The 23299-nt window shown below is 38.3% G+C and carries 20 protein-coding genes; 9 read left to right on the forward strand and 11 right to left on the reverse strand.

Annotated features, from left to right (window positions below):
- Positions 1-40: 40 nt before the first annotated feature.
- A complete protein-coding gene (gene ileS / locus H6F39_RS11225) occupies positions 41-3193 on the reverse strand; it encodes an isoleucine--tRNA ligase (protein ID WP_190396722.1) in 3153 nt (1050 codons plus the stop codon).
- 160 nt (positions 3194-3353) lie between these two features.
- On the opposite strand from ileS, the gene H6F39_RS11230 reads away from it, so the two are divergent.
- Entirely contained in the window at positions 3354-3605 is a 252-nt protein-coding gene (locus H6F39_RS11230) for a hypothetical protein (protein WP_190391446.1), read from the forward strand.
- Positions 3606-3785: 180 nt separating this feature from the next.
- Here the strand turns inward: H6F39_RS11230 and H6F39_RS11240 are convergent, their stop codons facing one another.
- The 4 genes from H6F39_RS11240 to psaC form a co-directional block, all read right to left on the reverse strand.
- Positions 3786-4058, reverse strand: a complete 273-nt coding sequence (locus tag H6F39_RS11240; protein WP_304506180.1) for a transposase — start codon at positions 4056-4058, stop codon at positions 3786-3788.
- 388 nt (positions 4059-4446) lie between these two features.
- The gene (gene glmS / locus H6F39_RS11245) at positions 4447-6339 is read right to left on the reverse strand and encodes a glutamine--fructose-6-phosphate transaminase (isomerizing) (protein ID WP_190396723.1); all 1893 of its coding nucleotides are present in this window, start codon (positions 6337-6339) and stop codon (positions 4447-4449) included.
- Between the two features lie 3 nt (positions 6340-6342).
- Positions 6343-6498, reverse strand: coding sequence for a hypothetical protein (locus tag H6F39_RS20705; protein ID WP_190396724.1), 156 nt, complete (start codon positions 6496-6498; stop codon positions 6343-6345).
- 116 nt (positions 6499-6614) lie between these two features.
- Positions 6615-6860, reverse strand: a complete 246-nt coding sequence (gene psaC, locus H6F39_RS11255) for a photosystem I iron-sulfur center protein PsaC (RefSeq protein ID WP_015080270.1) — start codon at positions 6858-6860, stop codon at positions 6615-6617.
- 485 nt (positions 6861-7345) lie between these two features.
- Between psaC and H6F39_RS11260 the strand changes: the two genes are divergently transcribed.
- A complete protein-coding gene (locus H6F39_RS11260) occupies positions 7346-7699 on the forward strand; it encodes a DUF6464 family protein (protein WP_137909001.1) in 354 nt (117 codons plus the stop codon).
- Positions 7700-7738: 39 nt separating this feature from the next.
- On the opposite strand, the gene fmt is transcribed toward H6F39_RS11260, so the two are convergent.
- Positions 7739-8737, reverse strand: a complete 999-nt coding sequence (fmt, locus tag H6F39_RS11265) for a methionyl-tRNA formyltransferase (protein WP_137909000.1) — start codon at positions 8735-8737, stop codon at positions 7739-7741.
- Between the two features lie 1002 nt (positions 8738-9739).
- Here fmt and H6F39_RS11270 point away from each other — a divergent pair.
- The gene (locus tag H6F39_RS11270) at positions 9740-11002 is read left to right on the forward strand and encodes a hypothetical protein (RefSeq protein WP_137908999.1); all 1263 of its coding nucleotides are present in this window, start codon (positions 9740-9742) and stop codon (positions 11000-11002) included.
- 130 nt (positions 11003-11132) lie between these two features.
- On the opposite strand, the gene minE is transcribed toward H6F39_RS11270, so the two are convergent.
- From minE to H6F39_RS11290, 4 genes are all read right to left on the reverse strand, one after another.
- Positions 11133-11441 carry a cell division topological specificity factor MinE gene (minE, locus tag H6F39_RS11275; RefSeq protein WP_137908998.1) on the reverse strand — a complete coding sequence of 103 codons (309 nt, stop codon included), beginning with the start codon at positions 11439-11441 and terminating at the stop codon, positions 11133-11135.
- 38 nt (positions 11442-11479) lie between these two features.
- Positions 11480-12286: a septum site-determining protein MinD gene (minD, locus tag H6F39_RS11280; protein WP_028084400.1), complete on the reverse strand. Its 807-nt coding sequence runs from the start codon at positions 12284-12286 to the stop codon at positions 11480-11482.
- Between the two features lie 113 nt (positions 12287-12399).
- A complete protein-coding gene (minC, locus tag H6F39_RS11285; RefSeq protein WP_190396725.1) occupies positions 12400-13629 on the reverse strand; it encodes a septum site-determining protein MinC in 1230 nt (409 codons plus the stop codon).
- A gap of 49 nt (positions 13630-13678) precedes the next feature.
- Positions 13679-15016: a four-carbon acid sugar kinase family protein gene (locus tag H6F39_RS11290; protein ID WP_137908996.1), complete on the reverse strand. Its 1338-nt coding sequence runs from the start codon at positions 15014-15016 to the stop codon at positions 13679-13681.
- 763 nt (positions 15017-15779) lie between these two features.
- Here H6F39_RS11290 and ctpB point away from each other — a divergent pair.
- The 6 genes from ctpB (at position 15780) to H6F39_RS11320 (ending at position 22890) form a co-directional block, all read left to right on the forward strand.
- Positions 15780-17114 carry a carboxyl-terminal processing protease CtpB gene (gene ctpB / locus H6F39_RS11295; RefSeq protein ID WP_190396726.1) on the forward strand — a complete coding sequence of 445 codons (1335 nt, stop codon included), beginning with the start codon at positions 15780-15782 and terminating at the stop codon, positions 17112-17114.
- Between the two features lie 209 nt (positions 17115-17323).
- On the forward strand, positions 17324-17674 hold the full coding sequence (locus H6F39_RS11300; RefSeq protein ID WP_137908994.1) for a translation initiation factor: 351 nt from the start codon (positions 17324-17326) through the stop codon (positions 17672-17674).
- Between the two features lie 95 nt (positions 17675-17769).
- The gene (locus H6F39_RS11305; protein ID WP_137909015.1) at positions 17770-17931 is read left to right on the forward strand and encodes a YqaE/Pmp3 family membrane protein; all 162 of its coding nucleotides are present in this window, start codon (positions 17770-17772) and stop codon (positions 17929-17931) included.
- 347 nt (positions 17932-18278) lie between these two features.
- Positions 18279-21740 carry a helicase-related protein gene (locus H6F39_RS11310; protein ID WP_190396727.1) on the forward strand — a complete coding sequence of 1154 codons (3462 nt, stop codon included), beginning with the start codon at positions 18279-18281 and terminating at the stop codon, positions 21738-21740.
- Positions 21741-21812: 72 nt separating this feature from the next.
- Positions 21813-22421, forward strand: coding sequence for a Uma2 family endonuclease (locus tag H6F39_RS11315; RefSeq protein WP_190372258.1), 609 nt, complete (start codon positions 21813-21815; stop codon positions 22419-22421).
- 199 nt (positions 22422-22620) lie between these two features.
- On the forward strand, positions 22621-22890 hold the full coding sequence (locus H6F39_RS11320; protein ID WP_190396728.1) for a prevent-host-death family protein: 270 nt from the start codon (positions 22621-22623) through the stop codon (positions 22888-22890).
- Here H6F39_RS11320 and H6F39_RS20710 read toward each other — a convergent pair.
- Positions 22852-23299, reverse strand: a 448-nt coding sequence (locus H6F39_RS20710; protein WP_242028637.1) for a hypothetical protein, incomplete at its 5' end; no start/stop codon positions are given. The genes H6F39_RS11320 and H6F39_RS20710 overlap by 39 nt on opposite strands.

Raw genomic sequence — 23299 nt, forward strand, 5'->3', positions numbered from 1 at the left:
CCCCGACTTCTTTTTAGTAGAAGTCGGAGATATTATGGTTCTAAAACTCTCCAGCTAAAGCAGGAATACACCGTTCACAGAGTAAAGGATGTTCTGCTGATTCACCAACATGGGGCGAATAATTCCAACAGCGATCGCATTTCTGATATAATTTACCATTATGGTCTTGTTCTGCGGCATTGACTACCCCAATATCCCAATTATCCTCACCTTGAACTCGCAAAGTTTTTAATCCTTTTAATGTGTCAGGTGTATCTAATAATTGCACTTCAGAAGTGAGGAATAAATATCGTAATTCATCAATGCCATTACCGCTAACATTCAAAGGTTCAATAGCAGCGCGTAATTTTTCATCACTGAAATAAATCAAAGCAATAGCTTCTAAAGAAGAACCAATTAACTTTTCTACCCGCGCTTGTTCCAATACCTTATTAACATCACTGCGAATGCGTCGCAATGTTTTCCAAAATTCCGCTAATTCGGGATGATCCCACTCATCATTCACCTTAATCCAACCAGCTTGAAAAACTGATTTATATTGTGTTTCGTAGGGAATAAATTGCCAGATATCCTCCGCAGTATGACACAAAACGGGAGCGATCGCTTTAGCTAAATTTTCCAAAGCAATTTGCAAAACTGTTTGACAACTACGACGACGGAAAGCATCAGCAGAACTGATATATAATCTATCTTTCGCAATGTCTAAATAGAAATTTGACAAATCTACAACACAAAAATTCTGCACAGTTTGAAAAAAGCGGAAAAATTGGAAACTATCAAAAGCTTCCGTCACCTCATTAAACACCTCACGAATGCGATGCAGCATATATTTATCCAAATCTGGTAAATCATCAAACGCTACAGCATCCTTATGAGGATCAAAATCATGCAAACTACCCAATAAAAACCGTGCCGTATTGCGGATTTTATTCCTTACATCAGCTAATTGCTTGATGATATTACCACCCAAACGGACATCACCAGAATAATCTACCGAAGAAACCCACAACCGCAAAACATCAGCACCATAAGCGGGTTCTTTTTTCTGGTCTTTTCCACCCAAAATCATTAATTGAGGGTCTACCACATTTCCCACAGACTTACTCATTTTTCGTCCATGTTCATCCAAGACGAAACCATGAGTTAAAACAGTTTTATAAGGTGCAATACCATTAACCGCTACACTAGTCAACAAAGAAGATTGAAACCAACCGCGATGTTGGTCAGAACCTTCCAAATACATATCCACAGGATAACACAACTCCGGTCTTTGCTTCGCCACCGCTGCCCAGGAAGAACCAGAATCAAACCAGACATCCATTGTATCAGTACCCCGGCGGTAAGTCTTGCCGTTATTGCGGTATTGTTCCGGTAATAACTCCTCTACCGACAACTCCCACCAAGCATCAGAACCTCTTTTAGCGATGATAGCTTGAACATGATTAATCGTGTCCGCATTCAGCAAAACTTCCCCAGTTGCTTCATCATAAAACACCGGAATGGGAACACCCCAAGAACGTTGACGAGAAATACACCAATCCGATCTTTCTGCTACCATTGGCGTAATGCGGTTTTCACCTTGGGGAGGAATCCAGCGTACCGAGGAAATAGCCGTTAAAGCCTCATCCCTAAATCCTGACACAGAAGCAAACCATTGTTCAGTAGCGCGGAAAATCGTCGGTTTCTTCGTTCTCCAGTCATAAGGATACTTGTGAGGATATGCTTCCTCCTTCAACAGAGAACCAACCTCATGCAAAGCGTCAATAATCGCTTGATTGCCTTCGCCCAAAACATTTAAGCCAGAAAACTTACCAGCTTCATCCGTAAAATTACCACTATCCTCAACAGGAGCAAGAATCGGCAAACCGTAACGCTGACCAACGATGTAATCTTCTTGACCATGACCAGGAGCAGTATGTACCAACCCAGTCCCCGACTCAGTAGTGATATAATCACCACCAACCACAACCGGACTTTCACGGTCAAAAAGAGGATGACGATAAATAGTACCTTCCAAATCCTTGCCGACAAATTTGGCTTTTACCGTTAACTCACAATCCAACTTAGTAGCTAAATCTGCTACCAAATCAGCCGCAACAATCAGATATTTGGGAAGTTGTTTTCGTTTTCCCTCTGTTGCTAGATGTCCCAAAGCTTGCATATAGTCAGCATCTTGACCAAGTTTATTTTGCTGCGGTCTGCCTTTTGCTTCCCAAATTTCTCTAGCTCTATTTTCAACGTCTTGTTTTGTAAGTCCGTGTTCTAGTTCTAGTAAAGCCTGCATATAGTCAGCATCTTGACCAAGTTTATCCTGCTGCGGCCTGCCTTTTGCTTCCCAAATTTCTCTAGCTCTATTTTCAACGTCCTGTTTCGCAAATTCCTGTCTAGTTGACACTAAAGCATATTCCAACGCACCATTTACAGCCACAGCCAAATTACCGGGGATAGTCCAGGGGGTAGTAGTCCACACAGCCACGCCCAAATCAGGCAGGAACGGCTCTAAAACTGATTTTAATAGTTCTGTAACCTTCACCACCGGAAACGCGGCGTAAATACTGCGAGAAACGTGACCTTCAGGATATTCTAACTCAGCTTCTGCTAAAGCGGTTTTAGAACTAGGACTCCAGTGTACAGGCTTGAGACCGCGATAAATATAACCTTTGAGGAACATTTCCCCAAAAACGCCAATTTGCGCGGCTTCGTATTCTGGCTGTAGAGTTAAATAAGGATTTTCCCAATCACCCCAAATCCCATAGCGTTTAAAACTTTCTCGTTGCTCATCTACGGTTTTTAGTGCGAACTGTTTCGCTTTTTGACGCAATTGCAAAGGAGTGAGATTTTGGCGTTCTGCCTGTTTCATATTTTGCAGAACTTTCAACTCAATGGGCAACCCGTGACAATCCCAGCCAGGAACGTAACGAATCTTACGACCTTTTAGCAATTGGTAGCGGTTAATAATATCTTTGAGAATCTTATTTAAAGCATGACCAATATGTAATTGACCGTTAGCATAGGGAGGACCATCGTGCAGTATAAATAATTCGCCGGGGTTGTTTTCAGCCAGTTGAGAATAAATGTTGTTTTCTGCCCAGAATTTTTGGATTTCCGGTTCGCGCTTAATGGCGTTTGCCCGCATATCGAAGTTAGTCTTGGGTAAGTTGACGGTATCTTTGTATTTTCCAGTTTCGGTCACAGGTTCATGCCTAAATGTAGGTGTGCAGGTTATCCGATCAATTATAAGTCGTCGGTTGGGTTGAGAAAACCCAACAACGCTTATTGGTATTTTGGGGTTAATTTTTTGTTTTTGCAGGTTTACAACATATACAATATATAAAGTTACCCACAATAGACTTATGACACTAACCCTCAGCTTACCACCAGAATTAGAACAGTATTTAATACAGCAAGCACAACAACAAGGTCTTTCTGTGGAAACTTATGCAGTGCAACTTATTCAAAAATCTATTTTCCAATTGGAGAAAAATTCATTTGAAGAAACACCCACAGAAATTGTCATTGAAGGTATTCATCAGGGAATAAAGGAAGCATTAAGTGGACAAACTATACCTCTTTCACAAATGTGGGAAGGAATAGATGCAGAATAATGAACCACTATCAATTGAAATTGCTATTACTCCTCGTTTTCAAAGAGATTTGCGAGAACTAGCTAAACGCTATCGTTCCATTCGTTGAAATAATTGAACAAGCAATAGCTCAATATGAAGAAGAAAATACCATTCCAGAACAATAAAAATATAAAATTCAACTACTTGAGTAAATAGAAATTAATGAATATATTCAACGTAATTTTGAAAATCAATTTCATCTCTAATTAAATGTTCCCAAAACCGATATTGCCATATAGCCCGTTGTTTTTTATTTTTTCTAGATATAGATATATTTTCTGGTGAACTAGTTTCACATTGACGACTAAAATAACTTTTAATTAACCGCCAACGAGTAGAAAAATCATGATCATTTTCTGGTAATGTCCAAATACAGTGGAGATGATCAGGTAAAATAACAGTAGCATCTATAATAAATGGATGTTTCTGCATTACATAACCAAAAGCATCTCTTAATCAGGATTTATGCAGTAGTAAAGCACCCTACCAATGTGCCAGTTGCGTAAGTCCTGATAATATGTTGGTGGGTGATGTTGGGTTTCGTTCCTCAACCCAACCTACAAATATTGGCGGTTATAAAGAATGAGTAATTATAATATGTCGGTGGGTGATGTTGGGTTTCGTTTAGGTTTAATCACAAATCCAAAATTATCAGATAAAAGCCTTGCTTGTGCTAAATGGCTACAAATGCTAATTTTTTCAGGGCGGAGTTTGGGTTACATAACTGGTTGCTCACAAATCAAAAATAACTCAACAAAGATACAATTTTATTAGGTGGAAAATACCCACCTAATTATTTACCAAATATAGAAAATATCAGTTATTCAACTGTTACTGACTTCGCTAAGTTCCTCGGCTGATCTACATCCAAACCCCGCCGCGCCGCAATATGATAAGCTAATAATTGCAACGGTATAACTGTGAGAATTGGTGACAGAATTTCCTCTACTTCCGCAACCGGAATTAAATCATTAAATATCTCCCCCGCTTCACTATCTTTAACAGATGTTACCCCAATTAAACGGGAATCTCTAGCCTTTGCTTCTTGAGCATTAGAAATCACCTTTTCATATACATTACCAGGAACAGCGATCGCTACTACAGGAACTTTAGCATCTAATAACGCAATTGGTCCATGTTTCATTTCCCCCGCAGGATAACCCTCCGCGTGAATATAGCTAATTTCCTTTAATTTTAAAGCTCCTTCTAAAGCAATGGGAAAATTAATTCCTCTCCCAATAAAGATAAAATCTTGCGTTTCTGCAAAATCATGTACTAAATGCTCAATATAACGTTCTTGAGTTTCTAAAATCGCTTCAATTTCCCCCGGTAATTCCCGTAAACCAGTGAGAATTTCCTCAAATCTAACAGAATTAATCTCATGACGACGATAAGCCAAATCTAGCGCCAAAGCATAAAAAGCCATCAATTGCGCTACAAAAGTTTTCGTCGCGGCCACACCAATTTCAATTCCCCCATGAGTATTGATAATATTTGTAACCATATTACCCAAACTACTTTCCGGGCGATTCGTGATTCCTAAAAGTCGCGCTTGATACTTAGCCTCTTTACCCTGTCTTCTTTCCTTCTCCATAGACAAAGCCGCCAAAGTATCAGCAGTTTCTCCCGACTGAGTTACGCCAATAGTTAGAGTATTAGGCGTTAGCGGTGATGGTGCATACCTAAATTCAGAAGCATATTGTACCTGAGTGGGAATTCCCGCCAATTGTTCTAATAAGTATTTACCCACTAATGCTGCGTGCCAACTTGTACCACAGGCGACAATTTGAATCTGTTCTATATCTGCGTAAAATTCGCTACCTAAACCGAAATTTACTGGTGATTGATCACTATTTACGCTCTCTTCCGTAGAAAAATAAGCCTCCAAACAATCCCGTACTACCCCCGGTTGCTCATAGATTTCCTTGAGCATAAAATGTTTGAATCCCTGCTTTTCTATCATAATAGGATTCCAGTTCAGGGTGCGAGGATGCTTTTTCAAGCGGTGTCCAGCGAAGTTATAGACCTCCACCCCCAAAGGAGTTAAACGAGCGATTTCGCCGTTTTCTAGGGTCAATACAGCGCGGGTATAGGGAACAATTGCCGGCGTATCTGAAGCACAGAAAAACTCACCTTGGCCAAAACCAATGACTAAAGGCGCTTGTTGACGAACTACAATCATTTCATCAGGGTAGTCAGCAGAAATAACAGCGATCGCATAAGCTCCCTCTAACTTACTTACAGCTTCCCTAACCGCGTCTAAAAACACAGAAGCGGAAACTTGAGTTTTAGAAGAATGCTTTAAACACTCAGCAATCAAATGAGGAATTACCTCTGTATCTGTTTCCGAACGGAATGTGTGACCTAAAGCCTTTAATTGTTCCCGTAACTCTCGATAATTCTCAATAATGCCATTTTGCACTACCGCTACCCGCAGAGCCGTATCTAAATGAGGATGAGCATTGTACTCTTCTGGTTTACCATGAGTTGCCCAACGGGTGTGACCAATACCAATTTGGGCAGGATTTTCCATTTGTTCCAGTTTAGAGCGCAAGTTGAGTAATTTACCCTTAGCCCGCACACAATGCACGTCACCTTCCAAAATAGTGGCAATTCCTGCCGAGTCGTAACCCCGATATTCTAACTTCTCCAGACCAGTCAGTAAAATATTTGTCGCTGCCTGGGTGCCTATATATCCGACTATTCCACACATTGCTTAAACAACTCCAATTACAGGATGATTAAATTTTAAGTATAGTTGCTGGGATACTTCAGCCACTTTAGCAAATAAAAGCAAATTAGTAATGGGTAATGGGTAATGGGTAATTGGTAATGGGTAATTGGTAATGGGTAATTGGTAATTGAAAACCAACTAACAAGTAACAACAAAAATGCTGAGGAATGAGAGAAGAATCTCAATATTTCTCCTCTTCTCACTCCCCAGCACTAAACTACCAAGAATTTAGAAATTTTAGAAATTTGAAATTCTTAGTAAGCCAAGCCCATACTGCGAGTTGTTTCAGCGCCTAAATAAACGCGAATACTCAAAAAGTCGGTGGGGCAAGCAGTTTCACACCGCTTACAACCTACACAGTCTTCAGTGCGGGGAGACGCAGCCACTTGAGCAGCTTTACAGCCGTCCCAAGGAACCATTTCTAGCACGTCAGTGGGGCAAGCGCGGACGCATTGTGTACAGCCAATGCAGGTGTCGTAGATTTTTACGGTATGAGACATTGAAAAACTTCTCCTCTTGGGTGTTCTTCTAGAATGACAAAATCATAATCAAGGCATAGTTTACCCCAGGGCTTGATAGCTTGTAAGCAAAAGGCTACATAACTTTAAACAATGTAATAGACACTTTGGACAATTTATCTACCAATATCCCTCTGATTCAGTCATAATCAGCAACATAGACATCAAGTCTTTACCTAAATCACCCTCTCCCATAAATGCCGATTTGTAAAGATATGTAAACTAATCGTGATTTTCCTAGAAGTTATCTACAGTACCTATAATTAATCATCTATACTAATTGTTCAGATACTTATCAAGTTATGATTTAATAAATATTAAATAATATAAAGTTATATGTAAATTATATTTTATATATTATACAATTTGACAAAATATGCTTAATCTTATTTATACAAAATCTAAGTTATAGCAAAAACATCCTAATTAGTGATCATAAGCTCAACAAGTATACCAGATAACATATTATGGAGCTAAATTCCTTACCCACAGAGGTAATTTTAACACATCCGCGTCAATCTCTTGGTAAATTACAGCTTGATTGGACACCTCAACCAGGAAACTATTTAGATTTTGAAGGTAAAACCTATGCAGTCTTGGAGCGTCTTCATAGGTATCAGCTTCAAGGTGGACGCTATATTTTATATAATATCGCTATTTACGTACAAACAGCCCAAAGACCAGAAGAAAAAACTTTAGTAGAGGGACGTTGGGTTATTGGTGATGCTACTTGTAACTATAATGCTCTTTCGGAAATTATTCGTTGTGCAGTTAACCCAGCAGGACCCTGTAAGTCCTGCCGTTTCTACGAAAGTTATTAGTCCATTACCCATTACCCATTACCCATTACCCATTACCCATTACCCATTACCCATTACCTCACCCACTGTCAGCCGAGTTCCATTGACAAAATCCCATCCTGACTGAGGCCGTTTACCCATTAATTGTACTTCTCGCAATAGCAATAAACCCTCACCAGTTTGGATAATTGCCCCTACTCCTTTAATAATATTAACTACTTCTCCTTCTTTCCCTGATACCATTGAGTTAGAGATTTTATGTATTTTTTCTCGTAACTGCTCTGGTAATTCTTCAATATACGGAATATCTAGGGGAATACTAGCAGTGATTTTAAATGGTTGGTTACGAAAAACAGTAGTACAATGAGGATAAAAGCCGCGAATTTGATTGTGTAATTGGATAGCACTTCGTCCCCAGTCCAAATTATAATCAGGCTTTTGAATCAAAGATGCGTAAGTAGCACAGTCATGATCTTGGGGAATAGGTTGAATTTCCTGACGTTCCAGTTTATACAGGGTTTCTATTAGTAAACCTGCACCAATAATAGCCAACTTTTCCCCTAAAATCTGAGCATTGTCTAGTAATTCAATCTCTGTAGTAGCTTTTAGAAGCATATCCCCTGTATCCATCCCCTTATCCATTAAAATAGTTGTAATTCCCGTTTCTTTTTCTCCGTTATATAAACTCCATTGAATTGGTGCAGCCCCCCGATATTGAGGTAAAATTGAACCATGTACATTAATGCAACCTAGCTTTGGCATATCTAATATCTTCTTAGACAGAATTTGACCATAAGCAATAACTACAAATACATCAGCTTCCATTTGTTTGAGTTGTGTTAAGGTTTCCACATCTTTTTTCACCCTCTCAGGTTGCCAAACTGGAATATGATGATCTGTAGCGTAAGTTTTCACAGGTGAAGGTGTTAATTTATTCCCACGTTCTCGACGTTTATCCGGTTGAGTGACAACGGCTAATACCTGAAAATCACTATTTCCTAAGAGTTTTTCCAAGGTGGGAACTGCAAAATCAGGAGTGCCAAAAAATACTACTTTCATTAGTTATTAATTATTAATCACGAGTCATAAGTCATTAATCAATATTAGGTGTGTTCCCCGTCGCTGACAACCGCAAAATCTAAATATCAATGGAATTATCTGTTCTGGCGAATTTGATTACAGAATTTTTGGTGGCAGGATATGAATTTTAAGGGTTTCATGGTATAGTGTCTACTATTAGTCTAGTGAAAATGGACGAAATCAACTATGATGTCAAGTCAATTAGTTAAGTGATGCTAACCACTATCTTGGCTATGGAGGGAAAGCAAGCTACGCGGAGCGTTTTCTAAATCTTACAGGCTGCACTAACGCAAAGCGTCTCAAAGAGAAGTTATCGCTAATTGCATCTACTATTGATAGGTTTTGTGTATCTCACTCAGTTTTTGAATTGGCCATTTCTCTACTAAATCAAAATTGTTAAGTAATTACCCAAGTTGCAAATAAACTGTGTTTGCTTAATTCTAGCATTTAACAGTGTAAGTATAAATTATAAATTTGTGAATTTGGGTATGTGTATTTAGTGTTCTTGTTTATTTTTGATTGTGCATCAGTTGGTTTAAATTTGCCAAAAATAGATGAATTTTATTTGTATAAAGGTTTGACTATTACAGCAAGCTATATACAAAACAAGCTATTTTAGACTAGTTTGAACTAAGGTTATTTTGAATACCATTTAGTCAAATCAAAACTTAATGATGATCACTGTAAAAATCTCTATATTCAAGTTAAGTTGAATATGGATGTTACTGGAAGTGACAGCAATGACCGTATTTATTAACAGATGTAATTTACTGTTAATTTTAATAACGTCCTTGTCCTTATGTATATTATGTAAAAATTATGAGAGGTTAATAGTGACACTAAAACTTTTGTAAAGCCTTGTAACATTTGCCTAAATTATCCTGTAAAAGCTTTTGCTTTATTGATATATATAGTTATAGCTTTTACCATTACTGTATAAATACTGCCCGCACTTAGCAACTGCCTCTAGAGAGTCTCATCATGCTTAAATCACTTTTGGTGTTAGGATGGTTCCGTGTTAAACCATATATCAAGTACATTGCTATTAGTATAGTAATTTCACCCTTTGTAGGAATGTCTCTTCACGCTACTTTAGCTAAACAATCCCAAGTAGCAAATACCAATTTAGAAAACGACAAATCTGAAGCCAATGGGAAAATAAATTTACAATTTGCTCAAGTCAATTCTCAGACGGGAAAAATATCTATTGGGGAAGGAATACAGTCATTATCAACCAATAAGGTGATAACCGAGGCAAAAACAGAGAATCATCGAGTCGAGAATAATCTTGTTAAGGAAACTGCACCATCAGTTGATGTTGTAGAATATCAAGAACAAATATCTGTTAATCAAGTTAATTTAAGTCAAAAATTAAAAAACAGAAAGGAAGAAGCTGAATTTAATTCTCTAGAGAATCAGGGTTCTGAATCAGAAGTATTAGCAACATCAGCAACATCAACGGTTATACCTGAGGAGAATAAATTCCAACCACCTGAAACCGGCGAAATACCTGTAATTGAAGAGAAAAATGAGTCAGAAATGACACAAAATGATCCTATAGGTAGCCCCCATCCCATACCTTGGCAATGGATTATGTCAACCCAGGAAGCGATTGGTGGCAAAGGTCTTTCTGGTGTCCGTTATTATCGCAGTCTACCTGTAGTTTCTCCTGATGGCAAATATGCGATTTATAGCCGGGTGCAAATGGAAGTAAAGCCGGAAATGCACAATAGCCGAGTTAAGAGCGTGTTGTTTATGGAAGATAGACAAACTAAGAGGTTGCGGGTGATGACATCAACCGATAAGGAGATTGATCCTCTATTAAATAAAGAGGCCAGTTTGTCTGAAGAAGCTGATAATGATGGTAAAATTGGGGTGTTAGTGCCTGTTAGCTGGTCTGAAAAAGGCGATCGCTTTCTAGCACGTAAATTTGTGGCTGTTTTCAACACAGCAGATGCTACAGATCAGGCTGTAATTTGGAATCGTCAACAAAATAATATCAATGTAGTTAATCCTGTGCAATCAGAAGATGACCACGAAAAAATAGCCATCTTGTTAGGTTGGAGTAAAAAGCAGCCTAACAATGTCTTATTTCGTGCTGGTGAACTAGGGGAAGAAAATTGGCCTTTGGTGCAAGTGGCTAATGATGGTAAAACCGTAGATATGTCAGCAGAGGAAGATCAGCCGATAACTTTTGGTGAAAGTGCTAAAATTTGGGCTGATCCACAGGTTGCGTCTCGATAAGAGATTAATCACTAATCCATACCCGTTGTCAACCGTAACAACTAAAAACAACGGGTAATCTTGATACTAATTGAATAAGTTCTTTAATAGTCGCGTCACAAGTAAGGCTATTTTCTGGACAAACAACAAACTATAAAAGTAAAATATCAGTGTTTTCTAACTGGTTTTCATCGAGAGCTTCCTTAACCCGACGGATTGGTAAATTAGCGATTAAAGCGGTTGTCCGTTGATTGCTTTCTAGGGAAAACTCCAAACCGTCTGTTTCTATTTCCACATAGCGACAAACAATTTCCAGGATTTCCTGACGCATTTTTTCTAAGGTTTGGGGGTTTAAGTCAGCACGGTCATGGGAGATAACAAATTGCAGACGACGTTTAACGTCATTGCGACTGTTATCGGGACTACGAACAAAAAGTTTTTCTAAAATTTCAAGAATCATTGCTGGTATGTGTAAGGCACAAGAAACTGGGAAGTTAATTAAACAAGTTTTGACCAAAACATCTTTCTCAAGCGGGAAAAGATGTTTTTACTAGATGAGTCAAGCTCAAGAAATTCGACAGTTTCCCCTTGCAATCTCCGAGCAATGTTCTCAAAAGCTGTGGCGGCTAAAGATGGCGTATCTGATAATACTAAGGGTTCGCCACGGTTGGTAGAGACAATCACACGCTCATCATCGGGGATTACTCCTATTATGGGGATAGCGAGAAGTTCTTGAACATCCTGTACAGACATCATATCATTTGCTTGTACCATTGCTGGTCTAATTCGGTTAACTATTAAGTTAATCTTTTTCACGCCTTGTGCTTCTAATAATCCCACTACACGGTCAGCATCACGGACAGCGGAAATTTCGGGAGTGGTGACAATAAGAGCTTCCTTGGCTGGGGCGGTAGCATTTTTAAACCCCATTTCAATTCCGGCTGGACAGTCAATGATTACATACTCATACTTTTGTGACAGTGCATTTACCAGTAACTTCATTTGGTCAGGTGTCACTGCTTCTTTATTGCGATGTTGGGCTGCTGGTAGGAGTACCAAATTAGGTTGTCGCTTATCTTTTACCAAAGCTTGTTCTAGACGACATTCTCTAGCTAAGACCTCCACAGCTGTATAAACAATGCGATTTTCTAATCCTAGTAGTAAATCTAAATTTCTCAGACCAAAATCCGCATCAATTAAGGCTACTTGCTTGCCTATTTTGGCTAAGGCCATCCCCAAATTAGCTGAAACTGTGGTTTTACCCACTCCTCCTTTACCGGAGGTAATGACAATAATGCGACTCATGGTAATGCTGTATAAGATTCAGGAACAATAAAATATTTCCGGCTATTCATTGATTCTAATTAAGTCACCTGACGGAATTAATTACATTTGTGATTCTTGCCTAGTCAAGAATTTTAGATCAGATTTTGTGTAATTAATCGCGTCCGACTATTTAATTGGCTGCGGGAAAAATCAGCGGCTTTAACAATGCGAATTCCTTCGCTGGTAATATGTGCAACTTCAGGCAGGAAGTTAGTTGAGGACTTTTCTGGCGATCTGGCGACTGCATCGGCAATTCGCAATTGGGTTGGTTCCATTTGCAAGGCCATGATCAGAGATTCCCGATTACCACCAGCTCCAGCATGGGCAACTCCCCGCAACCGACCCCAAACTAGAATATCTCCATCTGCAATTATGATGCCACTGGGGTTGATATCTCCCAAAATAATCACTGTCCCGCCATGGCGAATTTCCACACCTGATCTGACTGTCATTTGCAAATAAAGAGCATCTGCCAGTGGGGCGGGGGTAGTTTGAAAATCGGCGGTCGGGGATGTTTCTAGTTGGATTTGTTCTACGGAATAACCAAGGGTACAAGCAGCGATCGCCGTTTGTCTCCGACTGGTGGCTACGGATTTTAGTTGTATTTGATATGTATTTAAAGTTTCTGCCAAATCTTGCAGTTGTCTGTTATCTAATAACCGATCCTTAGCTACCAGATGCAGGGCTGTGTTCGGCTTACGTAAGCGATCGCCTGCATTCAAACGCTGTTTCATTTGTTGCCATATCTCCCACCAACTAAATTCTGATGGTGGTACTTGAGATTCAGTGGGCAAAATTAATAACAGTCGCTCTCCTTGAGTTTTTAACTGAACTTGAGTATTTTGTTCTGCCTTTTGTAGCTGGTAATTTAAATCCTCATCTGTGAAATCAGATAAAATATAACCTTCTGCCATCAGATTAGGAATATGAGATTCTGATAGACTACCAGACCTAGCCATATTTTCAGCAGCAGAATTATCTTTAGCAGAATTATCTTTAAAATAGGCAATAACAGGGTTTAACTCCAGATTGGAGGGTATAGAATTAGATTCTACCTGATCAGTAGAATCTGTATTTACCCCCCCAGAATTAGAATTATTCACCTCTATATCAACCTCATGGCCGATATGTGACTCTGACTTAGGAACTTCCGAGTTTATTGCATCAGCTTTAGCATCATCTTTAGCATCAGCTTTAGCATCATCTGTATTTACCTCACCTGAATTAGAATTATTCACCTCTATATCAACCTCAGGATCAATTGACTCCGACTTAAGAACTTCAGAGTTGATTGCATCAGGTTTAGCAGAATTAGAATTCATGCAGCACTAGCCAAAATATACTAACAGTGAGATTTGAAATTGATAATTGTCAACTGTTAATTGTCAATTTACATACTAATCTTTGATAAACCGTCCCCAAAGCATCAGCATTACCAACATTACCGGGAAACAACACCACTGGCAAATTAGGAAACAGGGGATGATCAGATGGTGTGATTACCATTGAACAACCTGCTAAAATTTGACCAAGTAACCTAGCCGAAGTTAAAGCCAGCCCTTTACTCAAGACATCATTTGAAGTAATACCCCCCTTACTGATTAGGAATCCTATATCAGATGGTAAACCTTGGACAATATCCATGAGTAAAGCTGAAACCGTGCTGCCAAAATCTAACCTAGTTTTGACATCTTTAAAAGTTAATTCTTGACGGCTAGTGTAAACTACTGGAGTTTTACCAGCATTATGTACTGTTTTGACATTTTCTAGAATCTCCCTTAGCAGTTTAGCAGATTCCTCTACCCCATGATCAAGCAATCTACCCACATTAACTTCTATGCCTACCGTTCCCTCCAGTTGTAATAACGATTCTAACTGTTGAGTTGTCTTTTTAACGTGAGAACCGACAATGATGGCACCAGGTTTGTCACCGCGCACATATTCTGCCATATTTTCAGCGGCAATTGGTTGAGGGGGTAAAGCAGCCAAAGCTGTTAAAATACTAGCAGCAGAACGGAATAAAAATCGTTTTCCCTGACTTGCGGCCGTTAATACATCTAGTGCAAAGGTGTTCAGATCCTGTTGATTTTCTCCGTCTACTACACCACACTGATTGTTCTCCAATTGTAACAAGCGTTCTAAACTACCAGCGCGGATATCTGTAAGTAAAAATCTGTTGACAGTATCTTCTTTGATCTGTCCTTTGGTTTTTTCTTCTACATACTTAGGAAGATAGCTATAATTGTAACTGAAGACAGAATCACGGGCAAATTCTGTTTCATGTACGGGAGTGGGAACACCATCAATCATTAAATAATGAATGCTGTCTCGGGTAATTCTTCCCCCTTCAAAAAATGCCGGGACGAGAAAATGAGCATCAAATGGACCTAATTCTTCGGCAATCACATCGGTTTCTATGGGATAATGTCCCCGCAAAGTGGAGTCAGAACGACTAACTACCAGAAAATCGGCGATTTTTTCGGCTGCTAATGCCAGTTTGAGATGATGACAAACTTCTCTAGTCACAGCTGCAGCTGCTTCCGGGGTGAGGGAACGAGTATTGGTTAAAATAAAGAAAATGGGGGCATCGTCTTTTAATCCTAAACCCAGGGTTTCCACGTCCCAACGCATCAATAGTAAACAACTGTGGACGGTTTGGGAACCGGTAGGATCATCATCGAGGACAATTATTTTGGGTTTGTTATTCATAAGTTGTGTTGTTGACTAAAAACATGAGACACAAGCCCCGTCCTAGAAGGACGGCTTGGCGATTATTGTGGTACTATTTTGAATAGTCGCCTTATGGCATTGGGAGACTGTAAACGAACGTCGAGGGATGCTAAGACTACTTCGGTAGCACAACCCAATGAAGCGTTCAGGAATCCTCTCTCATGAAAGGAAGAGGAGCTATGTCAAACTTTTGTCAGTTTTCTGAGTTTTTTGCATATCTTACATAGTCTGGAATGAATGATATTTATGTTCAGCTACTCAAAAAATGATATCATCTTAGTTCATGATCCTTCTTAAAAGAGAATTATACACAGGACAACAAAATCTGGTCTTTTGGCAAAGGAGAAGTAAACTTTGTAATAATTGTTACATTTTATTGATTTACACCTAAGGTGAATTAATAGAATTGATGATCAGTTTATAAAACATCATTAATAAAACTTTAATGATTATGTTAATAGAAATTACACCCACTCAGGCAAGAAAATGGTATGGTAAAGAAGATAATTGAGAATTTATAAATGACACTTATGTCAATGTCACAAGGTGGCTTTTGTTTTTTTGTAAAAAAACGGTTCAACTCAACCTGTAATAGTGCCTAACCAACAAATAAAATATTCCATAACGGAAAAAAGGTCTCAAGATAGATGAAGTATAAAGGTTATTAGGATAAAAAACCACAAAAAATCAGGCAATTCTGATTAATAAACCCTCAAAAACACAACTATTTCCGCTAATATACATGAACCAATCTGCGAAACATTACTCACCGCTCCGGGCTGCCTTGATTGGTGGAGCGATCGCCACAACTGCTACCATATCTGTATTTGGTCAAGCTTGGACAAAATCAGTTCATGCTGCTTTACAAGATAGTCCTAAAGCATTAGTTGACCAAGTTTGGCAGTTGGTGAATCGTGAATATGTTGATGATAAATTTAATCAACAAGATTGGCAAGCAATCAGGCAGAGCCTATTAAGTAAAGACTATACTTCTAAAGATGAAGCCTACGTAGCAATCCGCGCAGCTTTGCAAAAGCTCGGTGATCCCTACACTCGGTTTATGAACCCCCAACAGTATGAATCCCTAACTAGTCAAACATCTGGGGAAGTATCCGGGATTGGTATTCGGATGCAAGTAAACGAAAACACCAAGCGTCTCACCGTGATAGAGGCTATAGACAATTCTCCAGCCTTTAAAGCCGGACTAAGATCAGGGGATGAGATATTAGCCATTAATGGTAAATCTACCCTGAAAATGACAGTAGAAGATGGCTCAAAATTAATTCGTGGTCAAGTAGGTACTAGTGTTAGCCTGGAGCTAGAACGACCAGGAAGCAAATTCAAAATTAAATTAACAAGGGCAACAATAGAAGTTCCTACTGTTCGGTATACCCTCAAACAAGAAGCGAATCGGCGGGTTGGATATATTCGCTTACAAGAATTTAGCTCCCACGCAGCTGATCAAATGCGTGCAGCTATTCGCAGAGGGAATAGTGATCAAGTTGATTCCTATGTTTTAGACCTACGAGGTAATCCCGGTGGTTTGTTGAATGCGAGTATAGAAATTGCCCGGATGTGGCTAAATGACGGTCATATCGTCAAAACCGTAGACCGCAAAGGATCGAGCGCCCAAACCACAGCTAATGGTACAGCTATTACTAAACTACCCTTAGCAATTTTAGTAGATGGTAATTCTGCTAGTGCCAGTGAAATTCTCACCGGCGCTCTCAAAGACAACAAACGGGCTGTAATTGTTGGTAGTCAAACCTTTGGTAAAGCTTTGGTACAGTCAGTCCATGAACTAGAAGATGGTTCAGGTTTAGCCGTCACCATTGCCCATTATTATACACCCAATGGTACAGATATCAACCATAAGGGGATTGCACCTGATATCAAGCTAGACTTAACACAAACGCAAGAACGCCAATTGGCTTCTAATCCGAGTTTAATCGGTACAAATAGTGATCCCCAATACGCTCGTGCTATTGCTGCTCTCTCTAATGGCAAATTAGCACAGACTGTGAAAAGTCAAAATTCCCAATCTGTTAGTGTCAGTTCTGAAGACTTGAAATTTTAAAATTTGAGTTTTAATTCCACCCTTGGGGGACAGTTAGAATTAGGTAATAACTAATGTAATGAACCATGAAGGCACGACTTCTTTGTGGTTTATTTTCTCTTATCCTCTTATATATAGTCTATCATGCAGCAATGATATATTGAATTGCCACCGCTTAGGTTAAAATTGTTGAGAATGAAAGTTTATTTTTCCTGCATTAAATTCTATCTATGGCTAATCCTAAATCTGACAAAAACTTTGTCTACCAGGAATTTGGTAACGGTAGTTCACCCCCACTAGAACGGGCTTTGGAGCGGGGAATCCAAGATTTACCCCCAAATCAGCAAAATGTAAGAATCCAAGCCACTCGCGCTGGACGGAAGGGGAAAACTGTCACGGTTATTACTGGTTTTCAAACTAAACCGGAAACTTTGGCTAATTTATTAAAACAGTTAAAAGCCCAATGCGGTACCGGTGGCACGGTTAAAGATCATGAAATTGAGGTTCAGGGAGACCATAAACAGAAGATCTTAGAAATTTTGGTAAAATTAGGTTACAAGGCTAAAATTAGTGGTGGTTGAAGAGTACGGTTTACTGTATCTTTTCAGGAATGATCACGAGAGACGGTGATGTTAACTCTAGAAATGTCAGCTATTCACAAAAGGTATTGATGAGTATGGATGTAATTAGAATTATAGTGGCAATTTTTCTCCCACCTTTGGGAGTCTTTTTACAAGTGGGTTTTGGTCTAGATTTTTGGATTAATTTACTTTTGACTATCTTTGGTTTTTATATTCTTGGCATTGTTCACGCGGTCTGGATAATTGCCAAGAAATAATGAAGCTGTTTCATTGTGTATCTCTACTGTGGGTAGAGTAAATAGGTGAACGGAAAAAAACCGACATAAGTAACGAAAAGTAAAGTTGCCCAAAACCTCTTTCCTGTTCCCAGTTAAGAGTTAAGAGTTCCCAGTTAAGAGTTCCCAGTTAAGAGTTCCCTCACTATCAATTTTTAACGCCAACCTACTTACGCTTTTGTGGTTGGCAGTTTCCTCCCAAGAATTACTTGTTGATCAATATCTAACTTTAGGTAGATGACAATGGTTTTTCTGATTATTTACCGTATTATTTCTGCCTATATTTGTATACCTTAAATTAAGGCATATTCTAAAGTGATGGTGACAGTGTGAAACTAGACCAACTGAAAGCAAATGTAATTGTTCGTGGTTCAATCTTTCCCGAACCTGTACAGGTATTGGTAGTTGTACCAATGGGTGATTCGATAAAACTGATTGGGACTGGAATTAATACCAATCATACTTATCAAGCAATTCTCAATGCTCAACAGTTGGAAAAGTTAGAATCCTCACCTGAAAAAGAACCCTTTGACGGTAACGCCCAATATTTTCGCTTTGGTGTGGAAGCTTTGCGGTTGGGATTAGCTTATGAGTATGATCCCTATTTTGCATTAGCGATCGCTCGTGTAGACCCCTTACCACACCAATTAGAAGCGGTTTATGAGTATTTTTTAAAACAGCCTCGCATTCGGTTTTTACTAGCTGATGATCCTGGAGCAGGGAAAACCATTATGGCAGGATTATTAATTAAAGAACTAAAAATTAGAGGATTAGTTAAACGCACCCTGATTATTACCCCTGCTAACCTAACATTTCAATGGCAACGAGAACTAAAAGACAAATTTCGAGAAGAATTTGAAGTTGTACGCGGTGATGTCCTCCGCGCTAACTATGGTTTTAATCCCTGGCAAGAAAAAAATCAAGTTGTCACTTCTGTATCTTGGGTTTCGCGCATTGAGGACGCAAAAGATAGTTTATTAAGAAGTAATTGGGATTTAATCATTGTAGACGAAGCTCATAAAATGAGTGCCTATAGTTCCGATAATAAAACCTTGGCTTATAAACTCGGTGAAGAACTGGGAAAAATTACCGACCACTATTTATTAATGACAGCTACACCCCATAAAGGTGATCCGAAAAACTTTTGTTTATTTCTAGAATTATTAGACCGAGATGTTTATGGAGATGTCAGCAGTTTAGAGGACGCAATGAAACGGAATAATGCTCCTTTTTACCTACGTCGAACTAAAGAAGCTCTAGTTACATTCCCTGAAGAAACAGGAATTGTCAAAAAACTATTCACTAACCGTAAAGTTGACACCATTGAATTTCAAATTGATGCAGAAGAATTAGAATTTTATCATGCACTCACTGATTATGTAGAAGACCAATCAGTTAAAGCTGCTAGTGATGATACAGCCAGAGGTAGGGCTTTAGGTTTTACAATGGCCATGTTACAACGTCGCTTTGCTTCTAGTATTTACGCTGTCAGACGAAGTTTAGAAAGAATGCGTGATAAACGCCAGAGGATTTTAGAAGACCCAGAAAGCTATCGTCAAGAGCAAATTAATAAAAAACTTCCAGAGGATTTTGAAGAATTAACAGAAACAGATCAGCAAAAAATTATCAGTGATTTAGAAAGTGTAGTTGCTTCTATTGACCCTGTTACTTTAAAAAAAGAAATTTTGCAACTCAATGAATTAATTAGTCAAGCACTGATATTAGAAAAGAGAGAAATTGAATCTAAATTAGTCAAGCTGAAAGAAGTAATTACCCAAGAAGGAATATTTAAAGATCCGAAAATGAAAATGCTCATTTTTACCGAGCATAAAGATACCTTAGATTATTTAGTTGGGAAATTAAGAGAATGGGGATTAACTGTCACCCAAATTCATGGGGGGATGAAAATAGGTGATAGAGATACCCCCCATACTCGGATTTATTCAGAACGGGAATTTAGAGAAGATTGTCAAGTTTTAGTAGCTACAGAAGCCGCAGGGGAAGGTATTAATTTACAATTCTGTTGGTTTATGATTAATTATGACATTCCCTGGAATCCTGTCAGGTTAGAGCAGCGCATGGGACGGATTCACCGCTATGGACAGGATAAGGATTGTTTGATTTTTAACTTTGTAGCTCTTAACACCAGCGAAGGTAAGGTATTATGGAAACTGTTTGAACGGATTCGCGCTATTGAGATAGATTTAGATCCAGAGAGGACGGGTAAAGTATTTAACGTACTGGGTGATATTTTCCCTGCTAATCAGTTAGAACGGATGATGCGGGATATGTACGCTCATAATCTTACTGAGTCTGTAATTATGAATCAGATTGTGGAACAGGTAGATACGGAGCATTTCCGTAAAATTAGCGATTCGGCCCTGGAAGGACTGGCAAAACGGGAGTTAAATTTATCACAAATTATTGGTAAATCTGCTGAAGCTAAGGAACGGAGATTAGTACCTGAAGTGATTCATGATTTCTTTGTACAAGCAGCACCTATAGCGGGGATTCATCCCAAGGAAACAGCTAAGGGTAAGAAAATATATAGAATTGGGCGTGTTCCTCGGACTCTATGGGGAACAGGAGATAGGTTAGAAAACCGCTTTGGTAAATTGGGACGAGACTATAAAAAGATTACCTTTGATAAAAATATCTTAATAGATGACCCGACATTGGAATGGGTGACACCAGGACATCCCTTATTTGAATGTGTACGGGATGAAGTTTCTGCACAGGTACAGGAAGATTTGCGTCGGGGTGCGATATTCTTAGACTTGCATAGTAAATCACCAGCGAGATTAGATGTATTTTCGGCTGCTATTACCGATGGACGGGGTAGAAAACTCCATGAACGTTTATATGTGGTACAGACAGAGTTAAATGGAACAATGACAGTCCGCCAACCAACTTTATTTTTAGATTTAGTACCAGCAAAAAAAGCAGATTTTCCGATTAAAAATGGAGAAAATATAGATAATCATAACTTAGTTGATTATTTACCAGATGATAGTAATTTACCCATACGAGAACAGGTAGAACAAGCATTAATTGAACAGGAGTTAAATAGATTTTTAACAGAAATTAGGACTCAGCGACAAAAGGAAATAGAGACAATTTCTAATTATATAGAAAACAGTTTGACTATAATTATTGATAAAATCCAGATTCAATATGGAGAATTATTGCAACAGAAAGAATCTGGTGATAAAGAACAAGGTTTAGATGGGAGAATGAAACAATTAGATGACCGATCATTTGAATTAAATGGGAGGTTAGAACAACGTCGGGAAGAATTGCAGCAAGAAGCCAGTTGTGCAATTACCGATATTCATCATCATGGCCGTGCTTGGGTATTACCCCATCCTGAAAGAAGTTCTCCAGAAATCGCACCAATGGTAGCTGATGATGAAATTGAAAAAATAGCAATTCAGACAGTGATAGAATATGAAACAGCCAGAGGTTGGCAAGTTATGAGTGTAGAAAAAGAAAATCGCGGCTTTGATTTGATATCCCGTCAACCTGATTCTGGAGATCCATTAAAAGCTAGTTTAGTCAGATTTATTGAAGTCAAAGGACAGGCAAATATTGGTGAAGTGGCGTTAACAACCAATGAATATAAAACAGCAGCAAGATTAAAGAGGGATTACTGGTTATATGTAGTATTTAATTGTGCTTTATCTCCAGAAGTTCATACTATTCAAGACCCAGTAAAATTAGATTGGCAACCCTATGTAAAAATAGAACATTATCAGTTAAAAGCAGAAGACCTTTTAAAAGGTATAATATAAGAGTGCTTAGATCCCCGACTTCTTAAAAAAAACCGGGATCTGGAAGTCCAAGATTAAAGGATTTACAGGATTATGAAACTACAAATTACTACTCAAGAAATCAAAACAGTTACAGCCTACTATACTCCAGAAGAATATTTAGAACTAGAGGCAAAATCTGATCATAAAAATGAATACAGAAACGGAGAAATTATATCTATGACTGGTGGAACAACAAATCATAATAAATTAGCATTAAATTTAGCTACTGGCTTGAATATAGCCTTAAATGATTTAGATTATGAAGTCTATATTGGTGATGTTAAACTGTGGATACCAAAATATCGCCAATTTACTTATCCTGACGTGATGGTAATTGAAGGTGAACCTATTTATTATGGAAATAACACCACTATAGTTACTAACCCGTTATTAATTGGTGAAGTTTTATCTAAATCTACAAAAGATTATGATCAGGGAGATAAATTTCTCTATTATCGTTCCATTCCTGAATTTAAAGAATATATTTTAATTGACCAAACTAAATATTATATAATGCAGTACGTAAAAAATCATCAAAATCAATGGGTTTTAACTGAATATGAAACAGAAGATGCTATTTTACATTTGGCATCAATTAATGTGAAATTACCATTAAAGCAATTGTATAGAAAGATTAATTTTTTGGAAAACATCGAGTAAAATGAGTAATAATTTATAAGATATTGTCAGAATCAGGTGGTTATCGAGCGACTTGTACTGAGCTTGTCGAAGTAAGTCGAGATAATGTCCAAGATTTAATGATTTACAGGATGATACCCAAAAAACTTGGTTTTAAATTAGGTCAAAAGTTACGCGAAACCTGCTATAATCAAAGCAGAAACTTTAACAATTAACTACCATGACTATCAAAGAATTACTGTTACAAGAAATTGATAATAGTCCCAAAGAATTACTAGAGGATCTTTTAGGTTTTCTCCGCTCCCTCAAAACTACACCAAAATCATCTCTAAGTACATACCAAGAACTATTAGAAAGAATTGATTACTTGGAAGCAATAGTAGGTATTCGTAAAGGATTAAATGAATTTAATCAAGGACAAGGAATACCAGCAGAGGAAGCCTTAGCAACATTAAAAAACCAGTTTAATATTCCTCTCACAGACAACTGATAAACAACAATCCTGTAAATCCTCTAATCCTGGACATCCTGATTCTGACAAATAAAATGTGATTAACTCACAGACAACTGATAAACAACAATCCTGTAAATCCTCTAATCCTGGACATCCTGATTCTGACAAATAAAATGTGATTAACTCACAGACAACTGATAAATAACAATCCTGTAAATCCTCTAATCCTGGACATCCTGATTCTGACAAATAAAATGTGATCAACTCACAGACAACTGATAAACAACAATCCTGTAAATCCTCTAATCCTGGACATCCTGATTCTGACAAATAAAATGTGATTAACTCACAGACAACTGATAAACAACAATCCTGTAAATCCTCTAATCCTGGACATCCTGATTCTGACAAATAAAATGTGATTAACTCACAGACAACTGATAAA

It is taken from the genome of Dolichospermum sp. FACHB-1250, assembly GCF_014696335.1.
GTDB classification, from domain to species: domain Bacteria; phylum Cyanobacteriota; class Cyanobacteriia; order Cyanobacteriales; family Nostocaceae; genus Dolichospermum; species Dolichospermum planctonicum.

Coding starts and splice junctions, on each gene's coding strand:
- H6F39_RS11230 (WP_190391446.1), top strand. CDS start 3,354: ATGACACTAACCCTCAGCTTACCACCAGAATTAGAACAGTATTTAATA.
- H6F39_RS11240 (WP_304506180.1), bottom strand. CDS start 4,058: ATGCAGAAACATCCATTTATTATAGATGCTACTGTTATTTTACCTGAT.
- glmS (WP_190396723.1), bottom strand. CDS start 6,339: ATGTGTGGAATAGTCGGATATATAGGCACCCAGGCAGCGACAAATATT.
- psaC (WP_015080270.1), bottom strand. CDS start 6,860: ATGTCTCATACCGTAAAAATCTACGACACCTGCATTGGCTGTACACAA.
- H6F39_RS11260 (WP_137909001.1), top strand. CDS start 7,346: ATGGAGCTAAATTCCTTACCCACAGAGGTAATTTTAACACATCCGCGT.
- fmt (WP_137909000.1), bottom strand. CDS start 8,737: ATGAAAGTAGTATTTTTTGGCACTCCTGATTTTGCAGTTCCCACCTTG.
- H6F39_RS11270 (WP_137908999.1), top strand. CDS start 9,740: ATGCTTAAATCACTTTTGGTGTTAGGATGGTTCCGTGTTAAACCATAT.
- minE (WP_137908998.1), bottom strand. CDS start 11,441: ATGATTCTTGAAATTTTAGAAAAACTTTTTGTTCGTAGTCCCGATAAC.
- minD (WP_028084400.1), bottom strand. CDS start 12,286: ATGAGTCGCATTATTGTCATTACCTCCGGTAAAGGAGGAGTGGGTAAA.
- minC (WP_190396725.1), bottom strand. CDS start 13,629: ATGAATTCTAATTCTGCTAAACCTGATGCAATCAACTCTGAAGTTCTT.
- H6F39_RS11290 (WP_137908996.1), bottom strand. CDS start 15,016: ATGAATAACAAACCCAAAATAATTGTCCTCGATGATGATCCTACCGGT.
- ctpB (WP_190396726.1), top strand. CDS start 15,780: ATGAACCAATCTGCGAAACATTACTCACCGCTCCGGGCTGCCTTGATT.
- H6F39_RS11300 (WP_137908994.1), top strand. CDS start 17,324: ATGGCTAATCCTAAATCTGACAAAAACTTTGTCTACCAGGAATTTGGT.
- H6F39_RS11305 (WP_137909015.1), top strand. CDS start 17,770: ATGGATGTAATTAGAATTATAGTGGCAATTTTTCTCCCACCTTTGGGA.
- H6F39_RS11315 (WP_190372258.1), top strand. CDS start 21,813: ATGAAACTACAAATTACTACTCAAGAAATCAAAACAGTTACAGCCTAC.
- H6F39_RS11320 (WP_190396728.1), top strand. CDS start 22,621: ATGACTATCAAAGAATTACTGTTACAAGAAATTGATAATAGTCCCAAA.